Source organism: Streptomyces sp. RKAG290, assembly GCF_023701695.1.
Lineage (GTDB): Bacteria > Actinomycetota > Actinomycetes > Streptomycetales > Streptomycetaceae > Streptomyces.
Window position 1 is genome coordinate 3,665,574 of record NZ_JAJOZC010000001.1, and the last position, 21,761, is coordinate 3,687,334.

Genomic DNA, 21,761 nt, shown 5'->3' on the forward strand with positions numbered 1-21,761 from the left:
TGTTTCCGATGAAGGAAAAGCTACGTTGCATTCAAAGATCAGGCAACGGTCTTGTTGCGCAACAACCCAGTAATTGCAGGTCAAGACCGGGATTTCGTTGCAATGGTTTTGAACCCTAATGCAACGACGCGCACGTCGTCGTTGCAATGGAATGAAGGTGAACGCTATGCTGGCGGCACCAGGGACCATGAAGGAGGCCGTGATGCCGGGAGGCAGACTCACCCCGCAGGAACGCCAGCAGATCGCGGTGGGACTGGCCGACGGCCTCGCCTACGCGGAGATCGCCAGGAGCCTCGACCGCCCCACCTCGACGATCACGCGCGAGGTGATGCGCAACGGCGGTCCGACCGCCTACCGTGCCGACCTCGCCAACCGGGCCACCGAGCAGCGCGCCCACCGCCGCAGGCAGGCTGCGCCCAAGGGGTGGAGGCTCCGCCGCAGCCCCACGGGCGCGACGCCGAGGCCGTGCGCGAGTACGAGGAGGAGTTCACCACCGTCCTCATGCAATCGGGTCTGTCCAACAAGATGATGTCCCGGGTGCTGGTCTCCCTCTACACCACCGACGCGGGCAGCCTCACCGCGTCCGAACTGGTCCAGCGCCTCCAGGTCAGCCCGGCGTCCATCTCCAAAGCCGTCGCGTTCCTCGAGAGTCAGGGTCTCGTCCGCCGGGAGCGCGACGAGCGCCGCCGTGAGCGTTACATCATCGACGACGACGTCTGGTACCAGTCGATGATGGCCAGCGCCCGGGCCACCGTCCAACTCGTCGAGACCGCACGTCAGGGCGTCGGCATCCTCGGCCCGGACACCCCGGCCGCCGCCCGCCTGGAGAACATCGCCCGCTTCCTCGACTTCGTCAACGAGAGCATCACCCGCGCCGCGGAGCAGGCCCGCGATGTCCTCTACGCGAAAACCGAAACGCCCTCGGACAGCACCACGGCCTCGGGCGGCACCGCCTGAGCACACGTCCGGATCTCCGGGTCAGGGGAGCGTTCGCCACCGGGTTCCGGTCGGCCACTGCGTCGGGGCCCCGGCCCTGCCGGTCGGCGTGCCTCGGTACGGCGGCCGGCGCCTCGGCGTTACCGGTTGAGGAGGGCGCACACGGTCTTGCCGCCGGCCGGCCGCTGGGTCACCGCCGTGGTGCGGGCGAGGCTGCTGACCATGTGCCAGCCGAAGCCGCCGGTGCCGTCGCTCAGGTCGGGGGTGCGCATGTACGGGGCCTGGGAGCTGCCGTCGTGCACGGCCACCTCGATGCTGTCCGAATTCGCGGTCAGGTCGAGGGTGCAGATGCCACCGCCGTGGCGCAGGGCGTTGGTGACGAGCTCCGAGACCACCAGGATCACGGTCTCGGCGGCGTCGGCGGCGATCTGGGGCTGCCCGAGCCCTGCGAGGAAATTCCGGGCACTCTCACGTGCGCCGGCTACGGATGCTGCGGAGCGGACGGTTGCGACGTTGACGCTCATGGTGTTCATCAGGTCACCCCGGTCTCTGGATCGTATTGCCCGGTTCTGTCAGCCACGTGCTCCTGCCCGGCCTGGGGCCGGTAAACCGTACGAAAGCCCCGGACGCGGCGTGTGCCGGGCCGATCATCCATGCGGCCGACAGGGTGGCTGCGCTGCTCCCGGGCGTCGAGCCGGCATCGAGGCGGGCGTAACGGTGCAGGTCGGAGCAGGTGTCCTCGACCGGAGCGGCCCGTCCGCGCCCCCTCGGCGATCGATGCCGACTATCTCTCCGTCTAGCGCACGGAAATCTATGGCGGCGGTAGTAGACATTGAGTGGTGCGGTGGTTATGGTTTCTCTCGTAGCCGAGATCAAGCAAGGCCCGGCAGATGATGAACTGCCAGGCAGCGGTACATGCGGTTGCAGTTCGCAGGACGGTGCGGTGGTGGAGTTCCGAAGCCGGGGTAGTTGCTGGATGGCGACGGGACTGACGACCGGACCGGGTGGCCCGCAGTGATCAGGGGCCGCCGTGAGCAGTTCGTCGTACCAGCAGTTCGCAGTACCAGTAGTACGCAGTTCCCGTTCAGCAAGTAGTTCGTCCAGAGGGAAAGAACGGAGGACTTGAGCGCCATCAGGATCGCCCGGGCGGAAATCGATGGGCCCGGGTACCGCAGGACATCGATAGTGAGGTGGTCTCCGGTCAAGCAATCGCGATCCCCGCGTCCCCGGCAGAGTTCAGGTCGGGTCTGCGGAAACAGAAGGCCGGCGCAGTTCCGAGGCTGGCAGATGGTGTAGCAGTTCCTTCGGGGCCCTGGTGCCAATGGCACCAGGGCCCTCCACGCGTTCCGTAGAGAGGTGCAAGTGACAGCAGACGACTCGTTCGGCCGTCTCGATGACGACGACTATCCCGCCTACACCATGGGCCGGGCCGCCGAGATGCTCGGCACCACCCAGGGCTTCCTCCGCGCCATCGGCGAAGCCCGCCTCATCACCCCGCTCCGCTCCGCGGGCGGCCACCGCCGCTACTCCCGCTACCAGCTGCGCATCGCCGCCCGCGCCCGGGAACTCGTCGATCAAGGCACCCCCATCGAGGCCGCCTGCCGCATCGTCATCCTCGAAGACCAGCTCGAAGAGGCCCAGCGCATCAACGCCGAATACCGCCGCGGCACCGAGACGGCGGACTCACCGCCCGCGGGATGAAGAGCCTCGGACAGCGAAGAAGCCCCCGGCAGTCGGCCGGGGGCTTTTTTGGTGGGGAGCGGATCGCACCGGCAGGCCCGGCCGGGAGGCTGCCGGACCCGTACCGCCGCCAGAAGGTGCCGGACCCGCGCCGCCCGAAGGGGCGACACGCGCCCGTGGCAGCCCCTCCGCCGCAGGGTGCCGTGGAAGGATCGCGCGAGCCGGGCGTCCGACCGGACCGGATCGAGAACTCGGTACGTGGGAGAAGAGATGTCCCTGCCGGACCCGCAGCGGGAGGCCGAAGCGGCGGCGGCCATCGGCTTCGACCTCAGCGCATGCGACCAGGAGCCCATCCACCGGCTGGGGATGATCCAGTCCCACGGAACCCTGCTCGCGGTGGAGGCCGATACCGGCACCGTCGACAGCGCTGCTCTGAACACGGACCGCCTGCTGGGGATCGCTGCGGAGGAGTTGGTCGGAGGGCCCGTCACGCGGGTGCTGTCCCCCGGGCACTGGGCCGAGGCGCTCGATTTCGGCGCTCAGCACGAGGCGGCGAGCCTGGTTCTCCCCGTCTCCGTCGATGTGGCGGGCACTCCCCGGATGTTCGACGTGACCGTGCACCGGCAGGGGCCCCTGCTGGTCCTGGAGTGTGAGCCGCGCGCCGTCGAGGCGCCGCGCTTCGCCCACTTCTACCAGGGGGTCCGGCGAGCCCTGACGCGGCTGCGGTCCTCGACGACAGCGGCCGAATGCTGCCAGGCGGCCGCCCGGGAGATCCGGGCGCTGACCGGCTTCGACCGGGTGGTCGCCTACCGCTTCGACGGGGAGAACGGACCGGGAGAGGTGGTCGCGGAGGAACTCACCGAGGGCCGTGAGCCCTGGCTGGGACTCTGGTTCCCCGCCAGCGACATCCCGTCCCAGGCGAGGCGGCTCTACCGCGACAACTGGATCCGGGCGATCGCCGACGTGGACGACGTCGGCGTGGGCCTGCACCCTGCGCTCCGAGCCGGTTCGGACCTGCCGCTCGACCTGTCGAACTCCGTGCTGCGCACGGTGTCCGGCTTCCATCTGGAGTACCTGCGGAACATCGGGGTGAAGTCGTCGATGTCCGTGAGCGTCCTCCGGGAGGGCGAGCTCTGGGGGCTGATCGCCTGTCACGGCTACTCCGCCGTCACCGTTCCCCCGGAACTGCGGGCGGCGTGTGAGTTCTTCGGCGTGGCCTTCTCCCTCCAGCTCGCCGTCATCGAGGAGCGGGAGCAGACCGAGGCGCTCCACGCATCCCGTGAGCGCCTCGACCGGATCATCTCCCGGGTCACGTCGGACCTGGAGGACTCGCTCCTGGCAGGTGACGACGCCGTGCGGACCCTGCTGGACGCCGATGGCGCGGCGCTCTGCCGCGGTGGCCGCAGCACCCTCAGCGGGATGCGGCTTTCCCCCGCGCTGCTGGAGACCCTCCAGGCACGTGCGGAAGGGCCGGCGCCCGGCACGGTCTGGAGCACGGACCGCCTCTCCGAGGAGCCGGACTGCCCCGAGGACGTGAGGGAGGACGGTCCGGCGGGCGTGCTGATGGTGACGTTGAGCCGTTCGGGTGACTTCCTCGCCTGGTTCCGCAAGGCCCGTCCGACCACCCGCAAATGGGCCACCGACCCGTCCAGGCCCGTCCGGGTCGGGCCGCGGGGCGAACGGCTCACCCCGCGCGGCTCAGAGGCCGTGTTCCGCGCGGTCGTACACGGACAGTGCCTGCCCTGGACGCCGGCCGACCGTGCCGCCGCGCAGGAACTCTGGCGCACGCTGACAGGACTCGTACTCCGGCACGAGGCGGAACTCGCCGCGCTGAACGAACAGCTGCGCATCACCAACTCCGACCTCGACTCCTTCGCGCATGTGGCAGCTCACGACCTCAAGGAACCGCTGCGCGGCATCTCCAACGCCGCGACCTTCGTCATCGAGGACGCCGCCGCGGAGCTGGACGCGACCACCGTCCGCCGACTGCACACCATGCGGCGGCTGGCCGGCCGGATGGACGACCTGCTCGACTCGCTGCTGCACTTCGCCCGGCTGGGCCGGGGCGGTCTGCACCGCACCCGTGTCCCGCTGGAACGGGTGCTGGATTCCGCGCTCGACGTGGCCGGCGAGCGGCTGGCCGAGGCCGGCGTGCGGGTCGTCGGACACGACCTGCCTGAGGTGTACGCCGACGAGAACCGGCTCTACGAAGTGCTGGTCAACCTCCTGGTGAACGCGGCCAAGTACGCCGCGGACCAGGGCGATCGCACGGTCGAGGTCCTGGTCGACACGCTCCGGCCACCGGCAGGCGGGCCTCCACAGCAGACCGTCGTGGTCCGTGACAACGGCATCGGTATCCCGGCCGACCAGCAGCACGAGGTCTTCGACCTGTTCCGCAGACTGCACGGGCCGGACGAGCGCGGGGGCGGCACGGGTGTGGGACTCGCGATCGTCAAGCGGATCGTCGAGCGCCACGGCGGCGAGCTGTGGCTCGACAGCGAACCAGGCCGCGGGACCGCCTTCTTCTTCACCCTGGGGCAGGACGGTGGCTGAGCAGGATGAAGGCGGCTGAACGGCAGGACTGAGCGGGGTGAAGGCGGCTGAACGGCAGGAAGGTGGCAGCGCGGCGGGAAGTCCGCTGAGCTGCGGCTAGGCGGCCGCTCGTCAAGAGGGAGGCTGATCGTCAGGACGGAGGCTGTTCGTCAGGACGGAGGCTGAGCCGCAGGGCCCTCGTCCTTGCCCTTCGCCTTCTTCTGCCAGTAGTCGACGGCCCCTTTCAGCACCGTGCGGAAGAGCTCGAAGTTGACCGGCTTGTAGATGTAACTGTCGGCGCCCGCCGCGTACGTCGTGTCCACCTCGTCCGGCCCGGTGGACGACGTGAAGGCGACCACGGCCACGCCGTCCAGTTCGGGCCGGGAGCGGATCGACCGCAGCACCTCGGCTCCGCCGGGACCGGGCAGCTTCAGGTCCAGGAGGACGAGCCCCGGCCGGCGGGCGGCTGCCAGCAACCGCTCGACGAATCCCGTTCCCCGGTCGGTGAATTCCAGTGTCAGACCCGGATGGGTGAGGCCGAGCGCCCGCGCAATGGCCTCGGAGTCCTCCGGCGAATCCTCGACCACCCAGACGAGGTCGGGGTCGATCCACCTTTCCCCGGCAGCCCCGCTCATCCGGTCACCTCCGCCTGGGCGACGAGAACGGCGATGTCGTCGGCGCCGGCTCCCCGGAACTCCACCACGGCCTCCGTCAGCCGCTCGGCGAATCCCTGGGCGTCACCGGCGCCCGTCCGCGCCACCGCGTCCCGCAGTTGCGATTCGAAGAACGTCCCGTCGGCCGCTCTCGCCTCGGTCACTCCGTCGGTGAACATCACCAGCGCGTCCCCGGGCTCCAGGCGCACCGATCCGGATCCGTACTCGATGTCCTCCAGCACACCCAACAGGTCGCCATGGGCCGGGAGTTCCTCCACCGTGCCATCGGCGCTCCGCACCAGGGGTGCCGGATGGCCGGCACTCCAGTAGCGCAGCCGGAATCCTTCGCCGTCGGGTACCAGCACCGCGACCAGCGCTGTCACGAAGCGGGACGTGCCCTCCCTGACCAGTGCCTGATTCAGCCGCTCCAGTGCGTGCTCGGGTGTGCTGCCGTCCTCGAGAAGGGTGCGCAGGGTGTGGCGGGCAAGCCCCGTGAACGCCGCCGCCTCCGCCCCCCGGCCGCAGACGTCGCCGATGAGGAGGGTCACGCCGCCCTGAGCCGCCGGGACGGCGTCGTAGAAGTCACCGCCCACGTCGAGCGAGACGTCACCCACCTCGTACGCGGAACTCAGCGTGAGGCCCGCGATCCGCGGCAGTTCGCTCGGGAGCAGGTGCCGCTGGAGGGAGACCACGTGTCGGCGCCGCTGTTCGTACAGGGTGCTGCTGTCGATGGCCAACGCGGCCCGGTCCGCCAGATCCGCCAAGAACCGCGAGGCGCCCTCCGCCCCGATCACCCGGTGGTAGAAGAACGTCAGGCTGCCCAGGCCCCGGCCCCGGGCCTTGAGCGGGTTCACACTGATCGCACGTACGGCACGGCCGGCCCCGGGCGAGGGCGAGGCGGGCCCGAAGGGCCCCCTTCCAGCTCCTCACCCTTCAGTACGAGGGCCTGCCCGCCGTCGACCACCCGCTTCAGCACACCCGTCAGCCAGGCGTCCTCGGCCGCGATCCTGCCGAGCCACTGCTGTTCACCGGCGTCCATGTGCGCGAAGGACACGGGCGTCAGCCCCTCGGGAAGGCACAGATGCAGGACGCACCCCTCGGCGATGGCGGGAACGGCCGTGCGAGCCACCCGCCGCACGGTGCTTTCCACGTCAAGGCTCGAATCCATCTGCAACGACGCCTCCGCCAGGAAGGCGTCACTCACCCGGCGCACCTCGTCGTCGCGCCGCGCCACGATGCGCCTGTCGGAGACCATGGCGACCTCGGCCACCTGCTTCAGCCGGGTCCGCAGCGTCGCGTCGATCGCGTCCCTGTCGGCGGTGCCGACCATGAACGACGCCCAGTCGCCCCCTCCCAGCGGCACCGCGCACTCCGCCACGCTCCGCGCGCCGGCTGCCGCCAGCACCTGGACCTGCGGCATGGCACCGTCGAGCTCCGACACGTCGCGAACGACGACGGTCGGCTCGCCGTCCGGAGCCCCGGCCACGCCGGGCCCGTCGGCTTCATCGAAGGTCTGTTCGAGCTCCATGAGTGCTTGCGCCGGTTCCGCGAGGGTGACGCTCCGCAGGTAGTGCAGCAACCCGCCGCTCCAGCGGGCACCCACCACGGCCAGCACACCGGGCATCCGGAGCAGCATGTCGTAGAGGGAGTCGGCCAGCCCCGTCACGTCCTGCGCGGTCTCGGCGACATGCCAGAGCTCGTGCAGACGGCCGGACCACCATCCGTCATCCGCCTGACGGGAAGCTCTGCCCTCGTGCTGCTCCACCGCTGATCCGCCGTCCCGTATCACCATGTCGGCCCCGGCCCGTCACGGGAAACGCTATGCCACCCTGCGGCTGAGCGCCTCCAGGCGCGGTCCCGGCGAGGGCCGGCTACGCAGGAGAAGCGGGAGGCTGATCACCGGGTCCCGCACGCCAGGAGGCCCGGGAGGGTCCGGCACACGCGGTGGCCGGTACGAGGAAGGCGTAGCCGGTACGAGGACGCCACAGCCGGTACGAAGCGGCCGCTCGCACCCAGGCGCTCAGCGTGGAGAACGCCACCTGCCGGAGCCGCTCGGACGAGACCTCCCGGTGCACGTACCGGCTGACGGCCACGAAGGAGGAGGTCGCCGAGACGGACCAGGGGACCTGGCACGTCTCGGCACTCGCGACGGCCAAGGACGGGGCACGCCGTTCCTCCGTCAACAGGGCAGCCGGACGATCACGCACCCGGCAATCCGGTCCCCAGCCGTTCCATACAGGGAAGTTCGGGTACCCGAGTGGCACGACAGAACCGACGGACGAGCATGGAGAGCGCCATGGCGAAGACGAAGGCATCCGGTACCACGCACCCGAAGTCCGCCTCGGCGGCAGGCCGGGCCGCCAAGGGTGGCAAGTCGAAGAGCAGCAGGACGGCCGCTGCGAGCGCACTGTCGCAGACCTCCGGCGGCAAGGCGGGCACGGCCGACGCGAAGACGACCAAGTCCGCAGCGGCCTCCGCCGCGGGCAAGACCGTACGGGCCAAGAAGCGGTCCAAGTCCGAGAAGAGGGCCGCGGCCAGTGCCCTGGCCCAGTCTCCGGCCACATCGCGGCGCAGGCCGGGCAAGAAGATCCTCACGGCCGCCGCCAAGGTGCTGGCTGACAAGAAGTCGACCAAGGCGGAGCGTTCCGAGGCGGCGAGCACCCTCGCCCAGGCCGCGGCGCACGCACTGAAATAGTCCGCGCGACCCAGCTGCTGTCCGCCCGTCCTGCTCCGAACCGGAGCGGTACGTCGTGGGGAGCCTGGAAAGAGCCTCCGACACCAAGGCGCCCAAGCCGGTCGGGGGCTCTTCCCATGAGAACCCGTCGTGGCCCGCCGCACCGGCTCGTCGGGTCGCCGGTCACGGGTTGCCGGGTTGCCGTTTCATCCGGCCAGGGCTGCTCGTATTTCGCCTGTGGCTGACTTTCTCCCGAAAAGGCGATCAAACCGATGAGCCGCCCCTCGTGCGGCAGTCCCTTTTATCCAGGGGCTTTCTTTTGTTGCAGTGGGAAAGGCTTTCCCGCTGTTCTGGCAGCGAAATTTATCTCTGCGGGTCGACCGTGTTGGCGAGCGCGGAGGCGTGCAATAAAGGAACTGGCTGTTCATTTTCGTGGTATAGTCCTAATGAATTTACAGGACGCCGCAAAAAAAGGGGAATGGCGTGAATACCGAGAAGGTTACGGCTCGACGTCTTACGGCCGGAGAGGCTTCGGAACTGGGCCTCCAGGACGGCATTTTCGTCTCGGCGGAGATGAGTGGCCTTCCTCTCGACTGCTTCGCCCCGGCCTTCCTCACGGAGCCGGGTGAGAATTTCGAGGGGAAGTCCTTCAGGGCGAAGACGATCTTCGGTGATGAAATTCATGTGCTCCCGGACAATGCCGAAGAGCGTGGAATCTGGATTGCCGACAAAGCGGGAGAAGAGATCGAGGTCCTGCGGAGCGCCGGAGTTCTCCTGAACCTCGCCCTCTTCGTGCCCGACGGAAGCATGGAATCCCTGCAATCGCTTTACGCCGCCGCGCGGGACGCATTCGGTGCGGGGATCGTTCAGCGGTGGAGTGAGGAAACCGTCGCGGTGCCGGACGTCAAGGTCGACCTGTACGAGGAGCCGGCCCGGGGACGGAAGAACACGAACAGCCAGAACCGCGACCGTCGCGCCCTGGACATCTACCCGACCCGAGTGCGGTTCCTGGAACCCAGTGACGGCTGGAGGTTCATCGTCGAACCGCACAAGGAGATCGTCGACGACACCCCGACGATCTGACCTGATAGCGGATCGCGACGTTGTCGGCCATCGAGCCGCGTCCTGTCCCTGAGGGTGCCTGCACTGCCCGGCAATAATGCAGGGCATGAAGCTACGCGGGGACAAGGTCGTGCTGCGGTCTGCGACACGCGGCGACGCCGGGGTTCTCGACGGGATCGTCCGGGAGCCGGAAGTCGCCGCGTGGTGGTCGCCTCCGGAGGACTACGAGGGCATGCTCGCCGTCGTGGTCGAGTGGGAGGTCGTCGGAGCGATCCAGTTCCACGAGGAGACCGATCCGGAATTCCGGCACGCCGGAATCGACGTCTTCCTGGCGGCGCGGCATCAGGGAAAAGGGCTCGGCACCGACGCTGTGCGCACACTGGCCCGATGGCTGATCCAGGAGCGCGGACATCACCGGCTGGTCATTGATCCGGCCGCGGCCAACGCGGCGGCGATCCGCAGCTACCGCAAGGTCGGGTTCAGGCCTGTGGGGATCATGCGAGCGTACGGCCGGGACCGCCGGACAGGACTCTGGCAGGACGGCCTGCTCATGGATCTGCTGGCGGAAGAACTGATCTGACGTCAGCCGCGGAAGGCGCTTCCAGCCCTGCCCTGCCAGGCAGGGCAGGGCACTGCCCATTGCCCGCTGACCCCTCCACTGTCCCGGCCCTCCTGCGTTTGTCGCCGGTCCCCAGCGAATTCGTCCGCGCTTGGTAACAGGGGATCTTGTGCGGGCGTTCGTATGTCTTCATGGGTGCACGGCATCGGGGAGAACACAAAGGGGTGGGCGGACATGGCAAAGCACAAGGGAAGGGGATGGCACGGTCGGCTTCTCGCGGCGGCGCTCGGAGTGACAGCGGTGGCCGCTGCCACCTCCGTATGGACCGCGCAGGCTGACACCGTCGGGGGGCGGCAGCCGGAAGCGCGAGTCTCCGCGCCGGACGGCCGGGACCGGAGCGTGGCCAAGGTGGCGGCGGACATCGCGCACGCCTCGGACCGCGGCGCCCGGGGCGTCAACATCACCATCGACGACGGGCCGGACCCGGTCTGGACGCCGCAGGTGCTGCAACTCCTGGCGGACAACGGCGTGAAGGCCACGTTCTGCATGGTGGGCACGCAGGCCCAGGCGCACCCGGACCTGGTCAAGAAGGTCGTGGCGGCCGGGCACCGGCTGTGCGACCACACGGTCTCCCACGACACCGCCATGGACGGCAAGTCCGAGGCGTACCAGTCGCAGCAGATCCTGGACGCCGAGCGCATGATCACCAAGGCGTCCGGCGGCGTCCGGCCGCAGTACTACCGTGCCCCGGGCGGCGCCTTCACCCCGTACAGCCGGCACCTCGCCGCGTCCCGGGGGATGCGGCCGCTGGGCTGGAACGTCGACTCCAAGGACTTCGAGCGTCCCGGCGTGGACACCATGGTCGCCACCGTCAAGAGAGAGGTCTCCAACGGACCGACCATCCTCTTCCACGACGCGGGTGGGGACCGTTCCCAGACCTTGGCCGCTCTGCGCGAGGTCCTGCCCTGGCTGAAGCAGCAGGGTTACTCCTTCGGCTTCCCCGTGCGCTGAGTGGGGATCTCGGCCCCAGCAGATCGAGGACGGCGGCCGGCCACGGGCCGTGCTCCGGGCAGCAGAGGAGCGCGGGACGGCCAAGTTCTGAACACCGCAGGAGCCTTGTCGCCTTGAAGGTCCGGACCCCGGCCCGCATGAGCCTGCTGCGTTCCTGTCTGCGGTGGCCGAGCCGCATATGGGGTGAATGCGCCCCAAAGGGCTAGGGTCGACGGGTGAGTCGAATCGACAGGACCGCCGAGGGTGCGGGGCCGTTCACGACCCGGCTGACCTGGCGCCTCAGCGACGGGGGCACCGCCGTCTGGGAGTCGCGCCTGGCGCGCAAACGCGGCCGGCTCACCGTGCGGGCCGCGGGCGATTCCGAGTCACGCTCCCGAAGCGCGGACAACGAGTCGGTCGGCCGGCTGCGCAGGCTCAACGCCCTCGCGGCGGGTGCGTTCGTGGTCGGTGGGGGCCTGTTCGCCTCCGGGGCCGCAGTGGCACAGTTCGGTCCGGGCGACGTGACGGGTGCCTGGATCTTCTTCGCCGGCGGCCTGTTCTTCAACGCCGGCGGCTACGTCTCACTGCTGCAGGCCGTCAACGCTCCCCGCCAGGACGACGGCGGAGCAGGAGAGCTTGCCGCGCGGCGCTGGAGATGGTGGAGCTACGAGCCCGGCCGGATCGACTGGCTGAGTACGTTCGTGCTGTTCGTGGGAACGCTGGTTTTCGGCATCAACCTGCTGAGTTCCTTGTTGCAGGGACTGTCGGCGCAGCAGGTGAACAGGCTGGTCTGGGCTCCTGACATGGTCGGGTGCACGTTGTTCCTGATCTCGGGGCACCTCGCCCTGGTGGAGGTCTGCCACGGCAGACCGGGCATCCGTCCCCACGAACTCGGCTGGTGGATCGTGGCGATCAACCAACTGGGGTCCGTGCTCTTCATGGCTTCGGCACTGGCCGACTTCACCCGTCCCGCCACGGGAGGCGTCGTGAACATCGACATCGCCAACTGGGGCACCCTCACCGGAGCGCTCTGCTTCTCCGTCGGAGGCGTGCTCCAGTACTTCGAGCGCCCGTGATGCCTCGCGGCTGATCCGGGCCACGGGTAAGGGCCCGGGTCATGGACCCGGGCCCTTACTTGTGGAGCGGGCGTCACAGCCCCTGTACCGCGCGGTGTGCGGATCCCCTCGAAGGCTTGGGGCCGCCGCGCCGCAGTCCTCTCAGCCTTCCCGGCGCGCCGTGTCCTCCTGCAAGTACGCGGAGATCATGGCGAGATCATCGGCGATGTCCAGCACGCCGTTGACGTCGGTGTCAGGGGTCGAGGCGCCGTTGACGCCTGCGAAGAAGACGTCGTAGCGGCCGTTGCCCTTGTCCAGGTAGCCGGCGATGGTGATGGCGCCGACGGCCAGCCGGTTGTTGAGCGCGTCCAGCCCGACGGCGGCGCCGGTCTTGGCGAACACCTTTCCGCGGGCGGGGCAGTGGGTGCAGTTGTCGGCCAGCAGCCCGTCCACGCCGAGGATGGGCAGCGCATTGCGGAAGACCGCGGCCTCGGGGGTGTGCTGCCAGTACGTCAGCAGCTGCGCCACGGCCCTGGGCGTGGTCCGGTCGACGGGGTTTCCGCCGCGGCCGTCCAGGAGCTGGACCTGCTTGCGGTCGACGCCCGCGCGATCCAGGAAGTCGGCCAGCACCGGGAAGCCGTCCATGCAGTCCTTGCTGCCGGCCGCGACCGCCATCAGACAGATGGTGAGGTTCCCGCCGAGGTTGTGGCTGACCTTGAAGATGAGCTTGGCGTACTGGGAGAACGGCGGCGAGGTGTACAGCGCCACGCGCGGCCGGCCCGTGTACGAGCCGGGGAGTTGCCCGACCGGGTTGGCACCGGTCGGCTTGGCCGTCACCTTCACCCCGGCCCGCCCCAGCGCCTCGATCAGCGCGGTGCGCCCGAAGGCCGCCGGATCGGTGATGGGCGACACCTTCAGAGCCGGTTCGGACCGGGCCGCGATGGTGCCGGAAACCCTGATCCGGGTGCCGTTGGCCGAGGTCGTCACCTGGATGTCGGTCGGCTGCCCCGCCGCCACGGTCTTCACCGTCGACGTGACGCGGTACGGGGCGACCTTCGGCCGCCAGTCCAGCCGGGCGGGCGCGCCGGGGCGGGCGCCGGGGGTGGTCAGCAGGTCGATGAGGTTGTCGTTGATGATCAACGGCGTCGGGACCGGGTCGAAGACCGGCTCGGGCCGGAAGAGCCGGTTGTCGACGATCACGTTCCCGTTGACGCGGGTGATGCCTGACTTCCGTACCTGCTGCGCGATCTTGTTGATCCCGGCGAGCGGATTCTCCGGGGTGAGAGTGGCGCCGGGGAAGTCGTTGGCGTACGTGTGGTCGAGGTCGGTGTAGTCGACCGTGCCGTCGGGGCGGGTCCTGCCGCCCATGGTCAGGTCGCCCTGCGCGACGAGGCCGAGATTGCCGTTCAGCGCGCTTCCGCGGCGCTCGCCGATCGCGTAGACCGGCGTCTTGAAGCGGTGGTCGCCGCCGAGGGTGTCCCACGCTCCGGAGGTCCCGAACAGCTTGGCCACCGACCCGGGGATGAAGAACTGGTCGGCGAATCGGCTGTGAACGACCCGGCCGGTGTCCGGGTCCTGCTGGAGCAGGCCCCACTGGGCGTTGGGGTAGTCCGGCTTCCGCATGATCTCCGTGATCCGCGGGTCGAGCCGGTCGGCACGCACGTTGTCCGGCGACGAGACCGCCTGGGCCGCCCCGCCCGATGTCAGGGCCAGGAGCAGCAGGGCACTGCATCCGGCGACAATGCGACGCCGAACAGATCCGGAATTCTCTCCTCGCACCGCAACACGCACCGTTCGTCTCGGCAGTTTCCTGTCCATGGCGTCAGGTATGGACCCGGAGGGGCGCCGGATACGGGCGGCGCGAACGGTTGTCACCCGAACGGCACGCAGTATTCGTCGAATTGCGCAGCGAACGCCCGGTCCTGACGGTGCGGTGGCGCCTGATGCCTGATGCCTGATGCCTGATGCCTGACGGCGGTGCGGTGGTGCCTCAGGTCCCCGGATGGTTCAGGGTGCGCACGAACTGCTCCGCGAGCTGCTCGGTGTCGATGTCGTCCGCGCTGCGCCCGGACAGGATGTGGAAGAAGGGCGGGCCGATCAGGAGTGCGGTCGCCTGCTCCAGCGAGAGGTGCGTCCCGCTCGACGCACGCACCGCCTCCACGACCTCTGCGGCGCTGTCCCCGAGGATGTCGCGGGAGCTGAGCAGCGCGGCGACGTCCGCGTCGTGCTGCGCTTCCCCCATGAGGGCGCGGTAGGCCGCCCCCGCGTGGGAGCGGGACAGGAAGGTGACGAGCGCGTCGAGATACGCCTTGAGGTCGCTGCGGGGGGCGTCGCTGCCGGACACGGACAGTTCCTGCCGGGCGTCGATGGCGCTGGCCTCGTAGAGGACCTCCGCCTTGTTCGACCACCAGCGGTACACGGTCTGCCGGCCCACGCCCGCCCGCTCGGCGATGCCCTTCATGGTCAGTGCCGCGTACCCGACTTCGACGAGAAGGTCGTCGACGGCGTGCAGCACCGCGGCACGTGCGCTTTCACTGCGGGGCCGTCCGCGGCCGCTTCCGTCCATCATGCCGCCACTATATACGAGGCACTGTGTCTCGGATGTGTTAGCTTTACGGAGCACGGTGACTCGTAAATGGGTGTCCGGCCTTCCCTCGCCCGGTCCGGGCAGGGGCCTGCCGGACGAGGTCCGGCCGTGCTTCGTGTACGGCAATCCCAGAAGGAATCGAGAGCGATGGCTCCCATATCGGAGGGCGTTCTGCGCCCGACGCAGCGGTCCGGCCCGGTGCTCGCCTGCGTGAGCGTGTGTACTGCCCTGGTCGTCGGATTCGTCGCTGCCATCAACCTGGCAGTGCCGCGACTGGCCGCGAGTTCACTGCAACCGACCTCGTCGGACCTGTTGTGGATCGTCGACGCCTACGTCGTGATCTTCGCCTGCCTGGTCATCCCTGCCGGTGCGGCAGGCGACAAGCTCGGCCGCAAGGGCGTCCTCATGGCGGGACTCGGCATATTCGCGTGCGGCGCCCTGGTGTCGGCACTGGCGCCGAACGTGGCGGTCATGCTGATCGGTCGCGCCGTCACGGGCCTCGGCGCCGCGTGCGTCCTGCCCAACTGCGTCGGCATCCTCCTGCACGCCACAGCCCCCGAGCGGCGCCCGCACGCGCTGGCAGTCTGGGCGGCGGCCTCCGGTATCGGCGGCGTCGTCGGCAACGTCGGCGGCGGCACGGTGCTGAGCGCGGGCTCCTGGCGCGCGCTGTTCGTGGCGGCCGCCCTCATCGCCGCCTGCTGCCTGGCATGGGCGGCACGGTCGGCGCCGCGCAGCGCCCGGCTCGTGCGCACCCTCGACGTCCCCGGCACGCTGCTGTTCGTGGCTGCCGTCGTGGCGCTGCTGACCGGAATCATCGAAGGGCCCGAACAGGGCTGGGGCAGCACCCTCGTCCTCATCGCCTTCGCCTGCAGCATCCTGCTGAGCCTGTGCTGGGTGCGAGTCGAGCTGCGCGCCCCGCATCCCATGCTCGATCCGCGGCTGTTCCGCAGCCCGGCACTCAGCAGCGCAAGCCTCGGCATGACCCTCACGTTCTTCGGGACCTTCGGGCTCTTCTACGTCAACGCCTCACTCCTGCAATACGGGCGCGGCTTCTCCGTCCTGCAGGCAGGACTCGGGATCATCCCGCTGACCGTCCCGCTCCTGGTGGGCACCCGCCACGTTCCCGGGCTCGTCCGCCGCATCGGCATCCCCGCGACGCTCTCCGCGGCCTTCGCGCTCACCGGCGCCGGCCTGCTCGCCCTCTCGTACGCCTCGACCATGGCCTACCCGGTGTACGCGGCCGGTCTGTTCGTCGTCGGACTCGGCATCATGCTGGCCGCACCCTGTCTGACCGCTCAGATCGCTTCGGCGTTGCCCGTGGAGAGGGCGGGCATCGCCGGAGGCCTGCAGTCGGCGACCCGCGAACTGGGCAGCGCTCTGGGCGTGGCCGTCGTCGGCACCGTCCTCACCGCCGGCTTCACCCGCCACCTCCCTGCCGACCTGAGCAGGCACACGCCGCTCCCACGCACGGTGCAGGAAGCACTCACGCCGGCCACGGCCGACCACACCGCCGTCACCGAGGCGTTCACCCAAGGCGCCGACACCGCGCTGCGCGCAGCCGCCCTCGTCGTGCTCCTGGCCGGAGCCCTCGTCGTGGCCGGCGCCCGCCGGACGGCCCCGCGCTAAGGGCTCTCACACCACCTGACTCGGCGACGCCGACGCCGCCGTGCTCAGGGACTCCCTCCATCTCCGCCACCCACCTGCCCTTCCAGGGCGAAGAAAGGACACGCTCATGCGTGCATTTGTCACCGGAGCGACCGGCTGGATCGGATCCGCCGTTGTCGACGAACTCATCTCGGCGGGCCACCAGGTCATCGGCCTGGCCCGATCCGACCGGGCCGAGCAGGCTCTCGCGGCCAAGGGCGCCGGCCTCGTCCGCGGTGACCTGGACGATCTCGCCTCGCTGCGACGGGGCGCCGCCGAGGCGGACGCGGTCATCCACATGGCCAACAAGCACGACTGGGGCAACCCTGCCGAGTCCGACCGCTCCGAACGAGCCGCGGTCCAGGCCCTCGGCGACGCGCTGGCCGGGACCGGCCACCCGTTCGTCGTCGCCGCGCCGCTCTCCGGTCTCGTCGAGGGCCGGGCGGCCACGGAGGACGATGTGTCTCCGGCCGTCGGCCCGGAGTCCAACCGGGGCGGCAGCGAGAACCTTGCCCTGGAATACGTGGCCCAGGGCGTGCGGACCGTGATCACCCGGTTCGCACCGAGCGTCCACGGGCGCGGCGACTGGGGGTTCGTCAACTTCCTCACCGAGGCCGCCCGCAAGCAGGGAGTCTCCGGCTACGTCGGCGACGGCTCCGCCACCTGGTCGGCGGTGCACCGCGACGATGCCGCCCGGCTGATCCGCCTCGGCATGGAGCAGGCACCCGCGGGGACGCGACTGCACGTCGTCGCCGAGGAGGCCGTCACCACCAGGGAGATCGCCGAGGCGATCGGCCGCAGCCTGGGCCTGCCGGTCGAGTCCGTCGCCCCGCAGGACGCCGGAGGCCATTTCGGCTTCGTGGGCAGCTTCTTCGCCTCCACCATGACCGCGTCCAGCGACGCGACCAGGCAGCTCCTCTCCTGGGAGCCCACCGGGCCGACCCTGCTCGCGGACATCGAAGCGGGCGCCTACACGGCCTGACGAGACGCCGGGCGAAGCGAGGCCCGTCAGGGCCGCGCTCCCCACGCTCGTCCCCACCTCAAGGCGGTCCCACCGCCCACCACTCACCACCCACCGCCCACCGCCCATCGTCCACCGGCCATCGCCCATCGCCCATCGTCCGAAGGATCCAGGATCATGCCCACACAGCCCCACACCCTCGCGGAACCGCGCGTCTCCGCCGCTCTGACCCGCATGTTCGAAGCCGCCGCCCGTGACGACGAGACGGCGGCCCGGCTGCGGGGCATCCAGCCCCACGAGCGGGGGTCGCTGACGGCGCAGGAACTTGCCGACGCGGTGCGGGAGATCTACATGCCCGTCTCCGCCGACGGCGGCAAGCTCCTCTACAACCTCATCCGCGCCACCAAGCCGGCCACCGTCGTCGAGTTCGGCACCTCGTACGGCATCTCCACCCTGCACCTGGCCGCCGCCGTTCGCGACAACGGCGGCGGCCAGGTCATCACCACGGAGATGAGCCGGACCAAGGCGGCCGCCGCCCGCGAGACCTTCGCCGCGACCGGCCTCGACGACGTGATCACCGTGCTGGAGGGGGACGCCCTGCAGACGCTCGCCGCACTGCGGCAGTCGGTCGACTTCTTGTTCCTGGACGGGTGGAAGGACCTCTGCCTGCCCGTCCTGCAGCTCCTCGAACCCCACATCGCCCCCGGCACCCTCGTCGTCGCCGACGACGTGGACCTACCCGACCTCGGCCCCTACCTCGACCACGTCCGCGACATCGACAACGGCTACCACAGCGTCACCTTCCCCGTTGAGGACGGCCTCGAAATCAGCTGCCGTCTCTGATCGAGTCCCTCCGGGCAGGTTTGTCCGCCCGAGGCACCCGACCCGTAAAGGGGCAGGTCACGGGCGCCCTGACGCGGCCGGCGCAAGCCGCGTCAGGGCGCCCTGTCACGCTTCAGGCCAGGCACAGTCAGGCCCGGTCAGGCCCGGTCAGGCCCGGTCAGGCACGTCAGGCGCGCGGCCACAGACCGCGCAGGTCGGGGCTGCCCGGGGCGGGCAGGGAAGCCCGGAGGGGCAGGGCGAGCAACTACATGCCAGTGGTCCGCACGGCCGGAAGGCCGGACCGCCGAACGGCACGCGGCCCCGATCGGCCGCAGTCCCTGCTGCGTCCGCCCAGCCGGCGGCCGCAGATTTCACACGCCGTGCATAGAACGGCACGCTCCGCTCCCTCTAGTCTCCTGGCATGGCAGCAGAGGGAATGCTCGCTGCTCGTCGCCATGTCGATTTCGGCAGGGTGGCGAGCGCGCTGTGTACGTCCGCCACGGCGTGACCGCCGAGGCCGGCCGCTTGTCGCCCGACCGTGGTGCAGCCCTTGTCCGGCACCCGGTGCGGCAGTGATCCAGGTCTGAGCCGGTCCGTTCACGCCCTACCGCCTTCGTTGCGGAATTCCCACGTGGCGCCCGGACGCCCCAACGCCCTTTGCCCGCACCTTCCTTGTTGCCGGCAGGAATGCCGCCAGCCGTGCCCGCAAGGCGTTCATGAGTTCCGCGTGTCCAGAAGTCGGTTCCGAATTCCGCAGTCCCATCGATGGACCACAGGAGGAAACGATCCATGAGTCACAACGACAGACCGCAGGTGAGCCGGCGCGGCTTCCTCGCCGGTACGGCGGCAGCAGCCGCCACAGCGGCCGTACCCGCGATCGCCCAGGTCGCCGCCGCCGGCTCGGCGGCCGCCGCTGCCCGCCCGAACATCCTTCTCATCGTCACCGACGACCAGCCCAAGCAGACCGAGTGGGCGCAACCCAAGACGGTCGACTGGCTCGCCGGCCGAGGCGTGAAGTTCACCAACGGCCATGTCACGACCCCGCTCTGCGCACCGTCGCGGTCATCCGTACTGTCCGGGCAGTACGCCCACAACCACGGCGTGCGGAACAACAGCGCCTCGTACCAGCTGGACCAGGACACGACCCTGCCGCGGTACCTCAAGCAGGCGGGCTACCGCACGGGTCTGTTCGGGAAGTTCCTCAACTCCTGGACGCTCGCCGACAACCCGCCGCACTTCGAGGACTTCGCGCTGTTGCAGCCGGCCTACGTCGACGCCCGGTGGAACGTCAACGGCGCGGTCCAGACGATCAACGGCTACACGACCGACATCATCAAGAACCGGACGCTGGACTTCCTGGACGAGGCGACGACCGACAGCCGCCCCTGGTTCGCGTACGTCACGCCGTTCGCCTCGCACGGGCCCCGTACGCCCGCGCCCAAGTACGCGGGGACGGACGTGCCGGACTGGAACGGACGCCCCTCCGTCCCCGAGGCCGACCGCAGTGACAAGCCGGGCTACATCCAGAGCGCGACCGGGACCCTGGCCGACGGCCGGCGGATCCGCGCGGAGCAGTTGCGGACCCTGCGGTCCGTCGACGACGCGGTGCAGGCGTTCAAGGACAAGCTGACGAGCCTCGGACAGCTGGACAACACCCTCGTCATCTACATCGGGGACAACGGCTTCGGCTGGGCGGACCACGGCTGGACCAAGAAGTCGGTGCCCTACCGGGCCGCCCACGAGGTGCCGTTCTACCTGTCCTGGCCGGCTGGCGGCCTCGGCGCCGGAACCACCGACGACCGCATCGTCGCCAACATCGACATCGCGCCCACCGTCCTCGACGCGGCCGGTGTCACACCGGGGCACTCGCAGGACGGGAAGTCGCTGCTGACCTCGTACAGCCGCGATCACCTGCTCGTCGAATGGTGGAAGCAGGGTGCCGCCGCGGGTGGCCCGCCGACCTGGTCGTCGTACGTCGCCAAGAACAAGCAGTACACCGAGTACTACGACCTGAAGACCGACGCCAACGGTGTGGTGTCCGGCACGGGGCAGCTGAAGTTCCGGGAGCACTACGACCTCGCGGGCGACCCGCACCAGCTGAAGAACAGCCTGTACCAGGCGACCCCGCAGGACGAGCAGAACCTCGGCATACCCGCACTGGCGGCCCAACTCGCCGCCGACCGTACCGTCTAGGGCCTGCCCTCCGGATCAGGCCGGGTCTGCCGTCCGGATCAGGCCGGGCCATTCGAGCGGGACGCGGCACCGGGGCCCTGCGCGCGGCATGATCCGGACGAGAGCCCAGTCAGGAGCCAAGCCCCCGGCAGGGGCCCGCAGCGACCGCCGCGGGCCCCTGCCGGACGGCTCTACCAAAAGGAGTTGCTGTGTCCTCCGCGTCTTCCTCCTCCTGCTGCACGCCGGGCCACGGTGACGCCACGACCGTCACGATCGCCCCAGCGCCGCCCCCGCCCCGGTCGGCATCCGCCCTGCGCGTCGCCAGGCAACTGGTCGACCTCCCCGGCGGGCGCTTCCTCATGGGCACCGACGACCCGACCGGCTTCCCGGCCGACGGCGAAGGCCCGGTCCGCGAAGCCGAGACCGCACCCTTCCGTATCGCGCCCGCAGCCGTGACCAACGCCCAGTTCGCCACCTTCGTCAAGGCAACCGGCCACGTGACGGAGGCCGAGCGCTTCGGCGTCTCCTTCGTCTTCGCCGGACTCCTGCCGGACGAACTCGCCTCCTCCTCACCGCCGGTGGCGGCGGTTCCATGGTGGCGAGCGGTGCAGGGCGCCGACTGGCGGCGCCCTGCGGGCCCTGGCTCCTCCTTCGCACCCCGGCAGAACCACCCGGTCGTGCACGTCTCGTGGAACGACGCACAGGCGTACTGCGCCTGGTCGGGCACGCGGCTGCCGACCGAGGTGGAGTGGGAGTACGCGGCGCGTGGCGGCCTGGAGCAGCAGCGCTACCCGTGGGGCGACGAACTGACGCCCGGCGGAACCCATATGTGCAACATCTGGCAGGGGGAGTTCCCCACGCACAACACAGCTGCGCACCGCCGCTTCGGCACAGCCCCGGTGACTTCGTACCGACCCAACGGCTACGGGCTCTACAACGTGGTGGGCAATGTCTGGGAGTGGTGCGAGGACTGGTTCACCCCGGACGCGTCCCGGGTGATGCGGGGCGGCTCCTACCTGTGCCACGACTCGTACTGCAACCGCTACCGCGTTGCGGCCCGAAGCTCCAACACGCCGGACAGCTCGACGGGGAACATCGGCTTTCGCGTGGCGGCCTGATGGGGACGGCGGTCTGAGGGGACGGCCGCCTATGGGGGCGGCGGCCTGAGGGGACCGCCGCCCCCGTTAGGCGCCAAGTTCTCGATGAGCACCTGGGCACGGAGGCATCGCGCCAGGTCATCGCGCCGTCGAGATCTCCACGCCTCCTGGAGGCCGGACCAGGCCGGGCCTGTCACGTTCCGGGCGCCGTAGCTGCTGACCTGGCGGGCCCTCGAACCGGGGCGGACGCGACTACGCCGAAGCATTGGTGCTCCGATAGGCTGATGATCGCGAACGCTGACCCGTAAAGGGCAGAGCATGACATAGAGGGAGCAAT

The 21,761-nt window shown here is 69.8% G+C and carries 18 protein-coding genes and 2 pseudogenes; 14 read left to right on the forward strand and 6 right to left on the reverse strand.

The window, feature by feature from the left end; translation table 11 throughout:
• Window positions 1–202 precede the first annotated feature (202 nt).
• Window positions 203–957: pseudogene (locus tag LNW71_RS16010) on the forward strand (helix-turn-helix domain-containing protein).
• A gap of 119 nt (window positions 958–1,076) precedes the next feature.
• On the opposite strand, the gene LNW71_RS16015 reads toward LNW71_RS16010, so the two are convergent.
• Complete coding sequence (locus LNW71_RS16015) at window positions 1,077–1,469, reverse strand: ATP-binding protein (RefSeq protein WP_250968844.1); 393 nt, start codon at window positions 1,467–1,469, stop codon at window positions 1,077–1,079.
• Window positions 1,470–2,298: 829 nt separating this feature from the next.
• Here LNW71_RS16015 and LNW71_RS16020 point away from each other — a divergent pair.
• Window positions 2,299–2,637: a MerR family transcriptional regulator gene (locus LNW71_RS16020; protein ID WP_250968845.1), complete on the forward strand. Its 339-nt coding sequence runs from the start codon at window positions 2,299–2,301 to the stop codon at window positions 2,635–2,637.
• Window positions 2,638–2,886: 249 nt separating this feature from the next.
• Window positions 2,887–5,169 carry an ATP-binding protein gene (locus LNW71_RS16025; RefSeq protein WP_250968846.1) on the forward strand — a complete coding sequence of 761 codons (2,283 nt, stop codon included), beginning with the start codon at window positions 2,887–2,889 and terminating at the stop codon, window positions 5,167–5,169.
• Window positions 5,170–5,318: 149 nt separating this feature from the next.
• Here LNW71_RS16025 and LNW71_RS16030 read toward each other — a convergent pair whose 3' ends face one another.
• The 3 genes from LNW71_RS16030 to LNW71_RS16040 are packed head-to-tail and all read right to left on the reverse strand — an operon-like array spanning window position 5,319 to window position 7,593.
• Window positions 5,319–5,783 (reverse strand): response regulator, encoded by a 465-nt coding sequence (locus LNW71_RS16030; RefSeq protein ID WP_250968847.1) that lies wholly within the window; start codon window positions 5,781–5,783, stop codon window positions 5,319–5,321.
• Window positions 5,780–6,655, reverse strand: coding sequence for a PP2C family protein-serine/threonine phosphatase (locus LNW71_RS16035; RefSeq protein WP_250968848.1), 876 nt, complete (start codon window positions 6,653–6,655; stop codon window positions 5,780–5,782). The genes LNW71_RS16030 and LNW71_RS16035 overlap by 4 nt, the downstream gene beginning before the upstream one ends.
• Window positions 6,652–7,593 carry a hypothetical protein gene (locus LNW71_RS16040; protein WP_250968849.1) on the reverse strand — a complete coding sequence of 314 codons (942 nt, stop codon included), beginning with the start codon at window positions 7,591–7,593 and terminating at the stop codon, window positions 6,652–6,654. The genes LNW71_RS16035 and LNW71_RS16040 overlap by 4 nt, the downstream gene beginning before the upstream one ends.
• A gap of 233 nt (window positions 7,594–7,826) precedes the next feature.
• Between LNW71_RS16040 and LNW71_RS36500 the strand changes: the two are divergent.
• The 6 genes and pseudogenes from LNW71_RS36500 to LNW71_RS16070 all read left to right on the forward strand — a co-directional run.
• A pseudogene (locus LNW71_RS36500) lies at window positions 7,827–7,889 on the forward strand (hypothetical protein); the annotation flags it as partial.
• Window positions 7,890–8,097: 208 nt separating this feature from the next.
• Window positions 8,098–8,496, forward strand: coding sequence for a hypothetical protein (locus LNW71_RS16050; RefSeq protein WP_250968850.1), 399 nt, complete (start codon window positions 8,098–8,100; stop codon window positions 8,494–8,496).
• A 462-nt stretch (window positions 8,497–8,958) separates the two neighbouring features.
• Entirely contained in the window at window positions 8,959–9,558 is a 600-nt protein-coding gene (locus LNW71_RS16055) for a hypothetical protein (RefSeq protein ID WP_250968851.1), read from the forward strand.
• An 85-nt stretch (window positions 9,559–9,643) separates the two neighbouring features.
• The gene (gene aac(6') / locus LNW71_RS16060; protein WP_250968852.1) at window positions 9,644–10,117 is read left to right on the forward strand and encodes an aminoglycoside 6'-N-acetyltransferase; all 474 of its coding nucleotides are present in this window, start codon (window positions 9,644–9,646) and stop codon (window positions 10,115–10,117) included.
• 213 nt (window positions 10,118–10,330) lie between these two features.
• Window positions 10,331–11,107 (forward strand): polysaccharide deacetylase family protein, encoded by a 777-nt coding sequence (locus LNW71_RS16065; protein WP_250968853.1) that lies wholly within the window; start codon window positions 10,331–10,333, stop codon window positions 11,105–11,107.
• 215 nt (window positions 11,108–11,322) lie between these two features.
• Window positions 11,323–12,162 (forward strand): hypothetical protein, encoded by an 840-nt coding sequence (locus LNW71_RS16070; protein WP_250968854.1) that lies wholly within the window; start codon window positions 11,323–11,325, stop codon window positions 12,160–12,162.
• 141 nt (window positions 12,163–12,303) lie between these two features.
• Here the strand turns inward: LNW71_RS16070 and dacB are convergent, their stop codons facing one another.
• Both dacB and LNW71_RS16080 read right to left on the reverse strand, forming a co-directional pair.
• Window positions 12,304–13,920, reverse strand: a complete 1,617-nt coding sequence (dacB, locus tag LNW71_RS16075; RefSeq protein ID WP_250968855.1) for a D-alanyl-D-alanine carboxypeptidase/D-alanyl-D-alanine-endopeptidase — start codon at window positions 13,918–13,920, stop codon at window positions 12,304–12,306.
• Between the two features lie 211 nt (window positions 13,921–14,131).
• Window positions 14,132–14,707, reverse strand: coding sequence for a TetR/AcrR family transcriptional regulator (locus LNW71_RS16080; protein WP_250972029.1), 576 nt, complete (start codon window positions 14,705–14,707; stop codon window positions 14,132–14,134).
• Between the two features lie 231 nt (window positions 14,708–14,938).
• Between LNW71_RS16080 and LNW71_RS16085 the strand changes: the two genes are divergently transcribed.
• The 5 genes from LNW71_RS16085 (at window position 14,939) to LNW71_RS16105 (ending at window position 21,445) form a co-directional block, all read left to right on the forward strand.
• Window positions 14,939–16,354, forward strand: coding sequence for an MFS transporter (locus LNW71_RS16085; RefSeq protein ID WP_250968856.1), 1,416 nt, complete (start codon window positions 14,939–14,941; stop codon window positions 16,352–16,354).
• A gap of 106 nt (window positions 16,355–16,460) precedes the next feature.
• Window positions 16,461–17,354, forward strand: a complete 894-nt coding sequence (locus tag LNW71_RS16090) for an SDR family oxidoreductase (RefSeq protein ID WP_250968857.1) — start codon at window positions 16,461–16,463, stop codon at window positions 17,352–17,354.
• Between the two features lie 156 nt (window positions 17,355–17,510).
• Complete coding sequence (locus LNW71_RS16095) at window positions 17,511–18,176, forward strand: class I SAM-dependent methyltransferase (protein ID WP_250968858.1); 666 nt, start codon at window positions 17,511–17,513, stop codon at window positions 18,174–18,176.
• A 768-nt stretch (window positions 18,177–18,944) separates the two neighbouring features.
• Complete coding sequence (locus tag LNW71_RS16100; RefSeq protein WP_250968859.1) at window positions 18,945–20,348, forward strand: sulfatase; 1,404 nt, start codon at window positions 18,945–18,947, stop codon at window positions 20,346–20,348.
• 188 nt (window positions 20,349–20,536) lie between these two features.
• Window positions 20,537–21,445, forward strand: a complete 909-nt coding sequence (locus LNW71_RS16105) for a formylglycine-generating enzyme family protein (RefSeq protein ID WP_374119419.1) — start codon at window positions 20,537–20,539, stop codon at window positions 21,443–21,445.
• Window positions 21,446–21,761 lie beyond the last annotated feature (316 nt).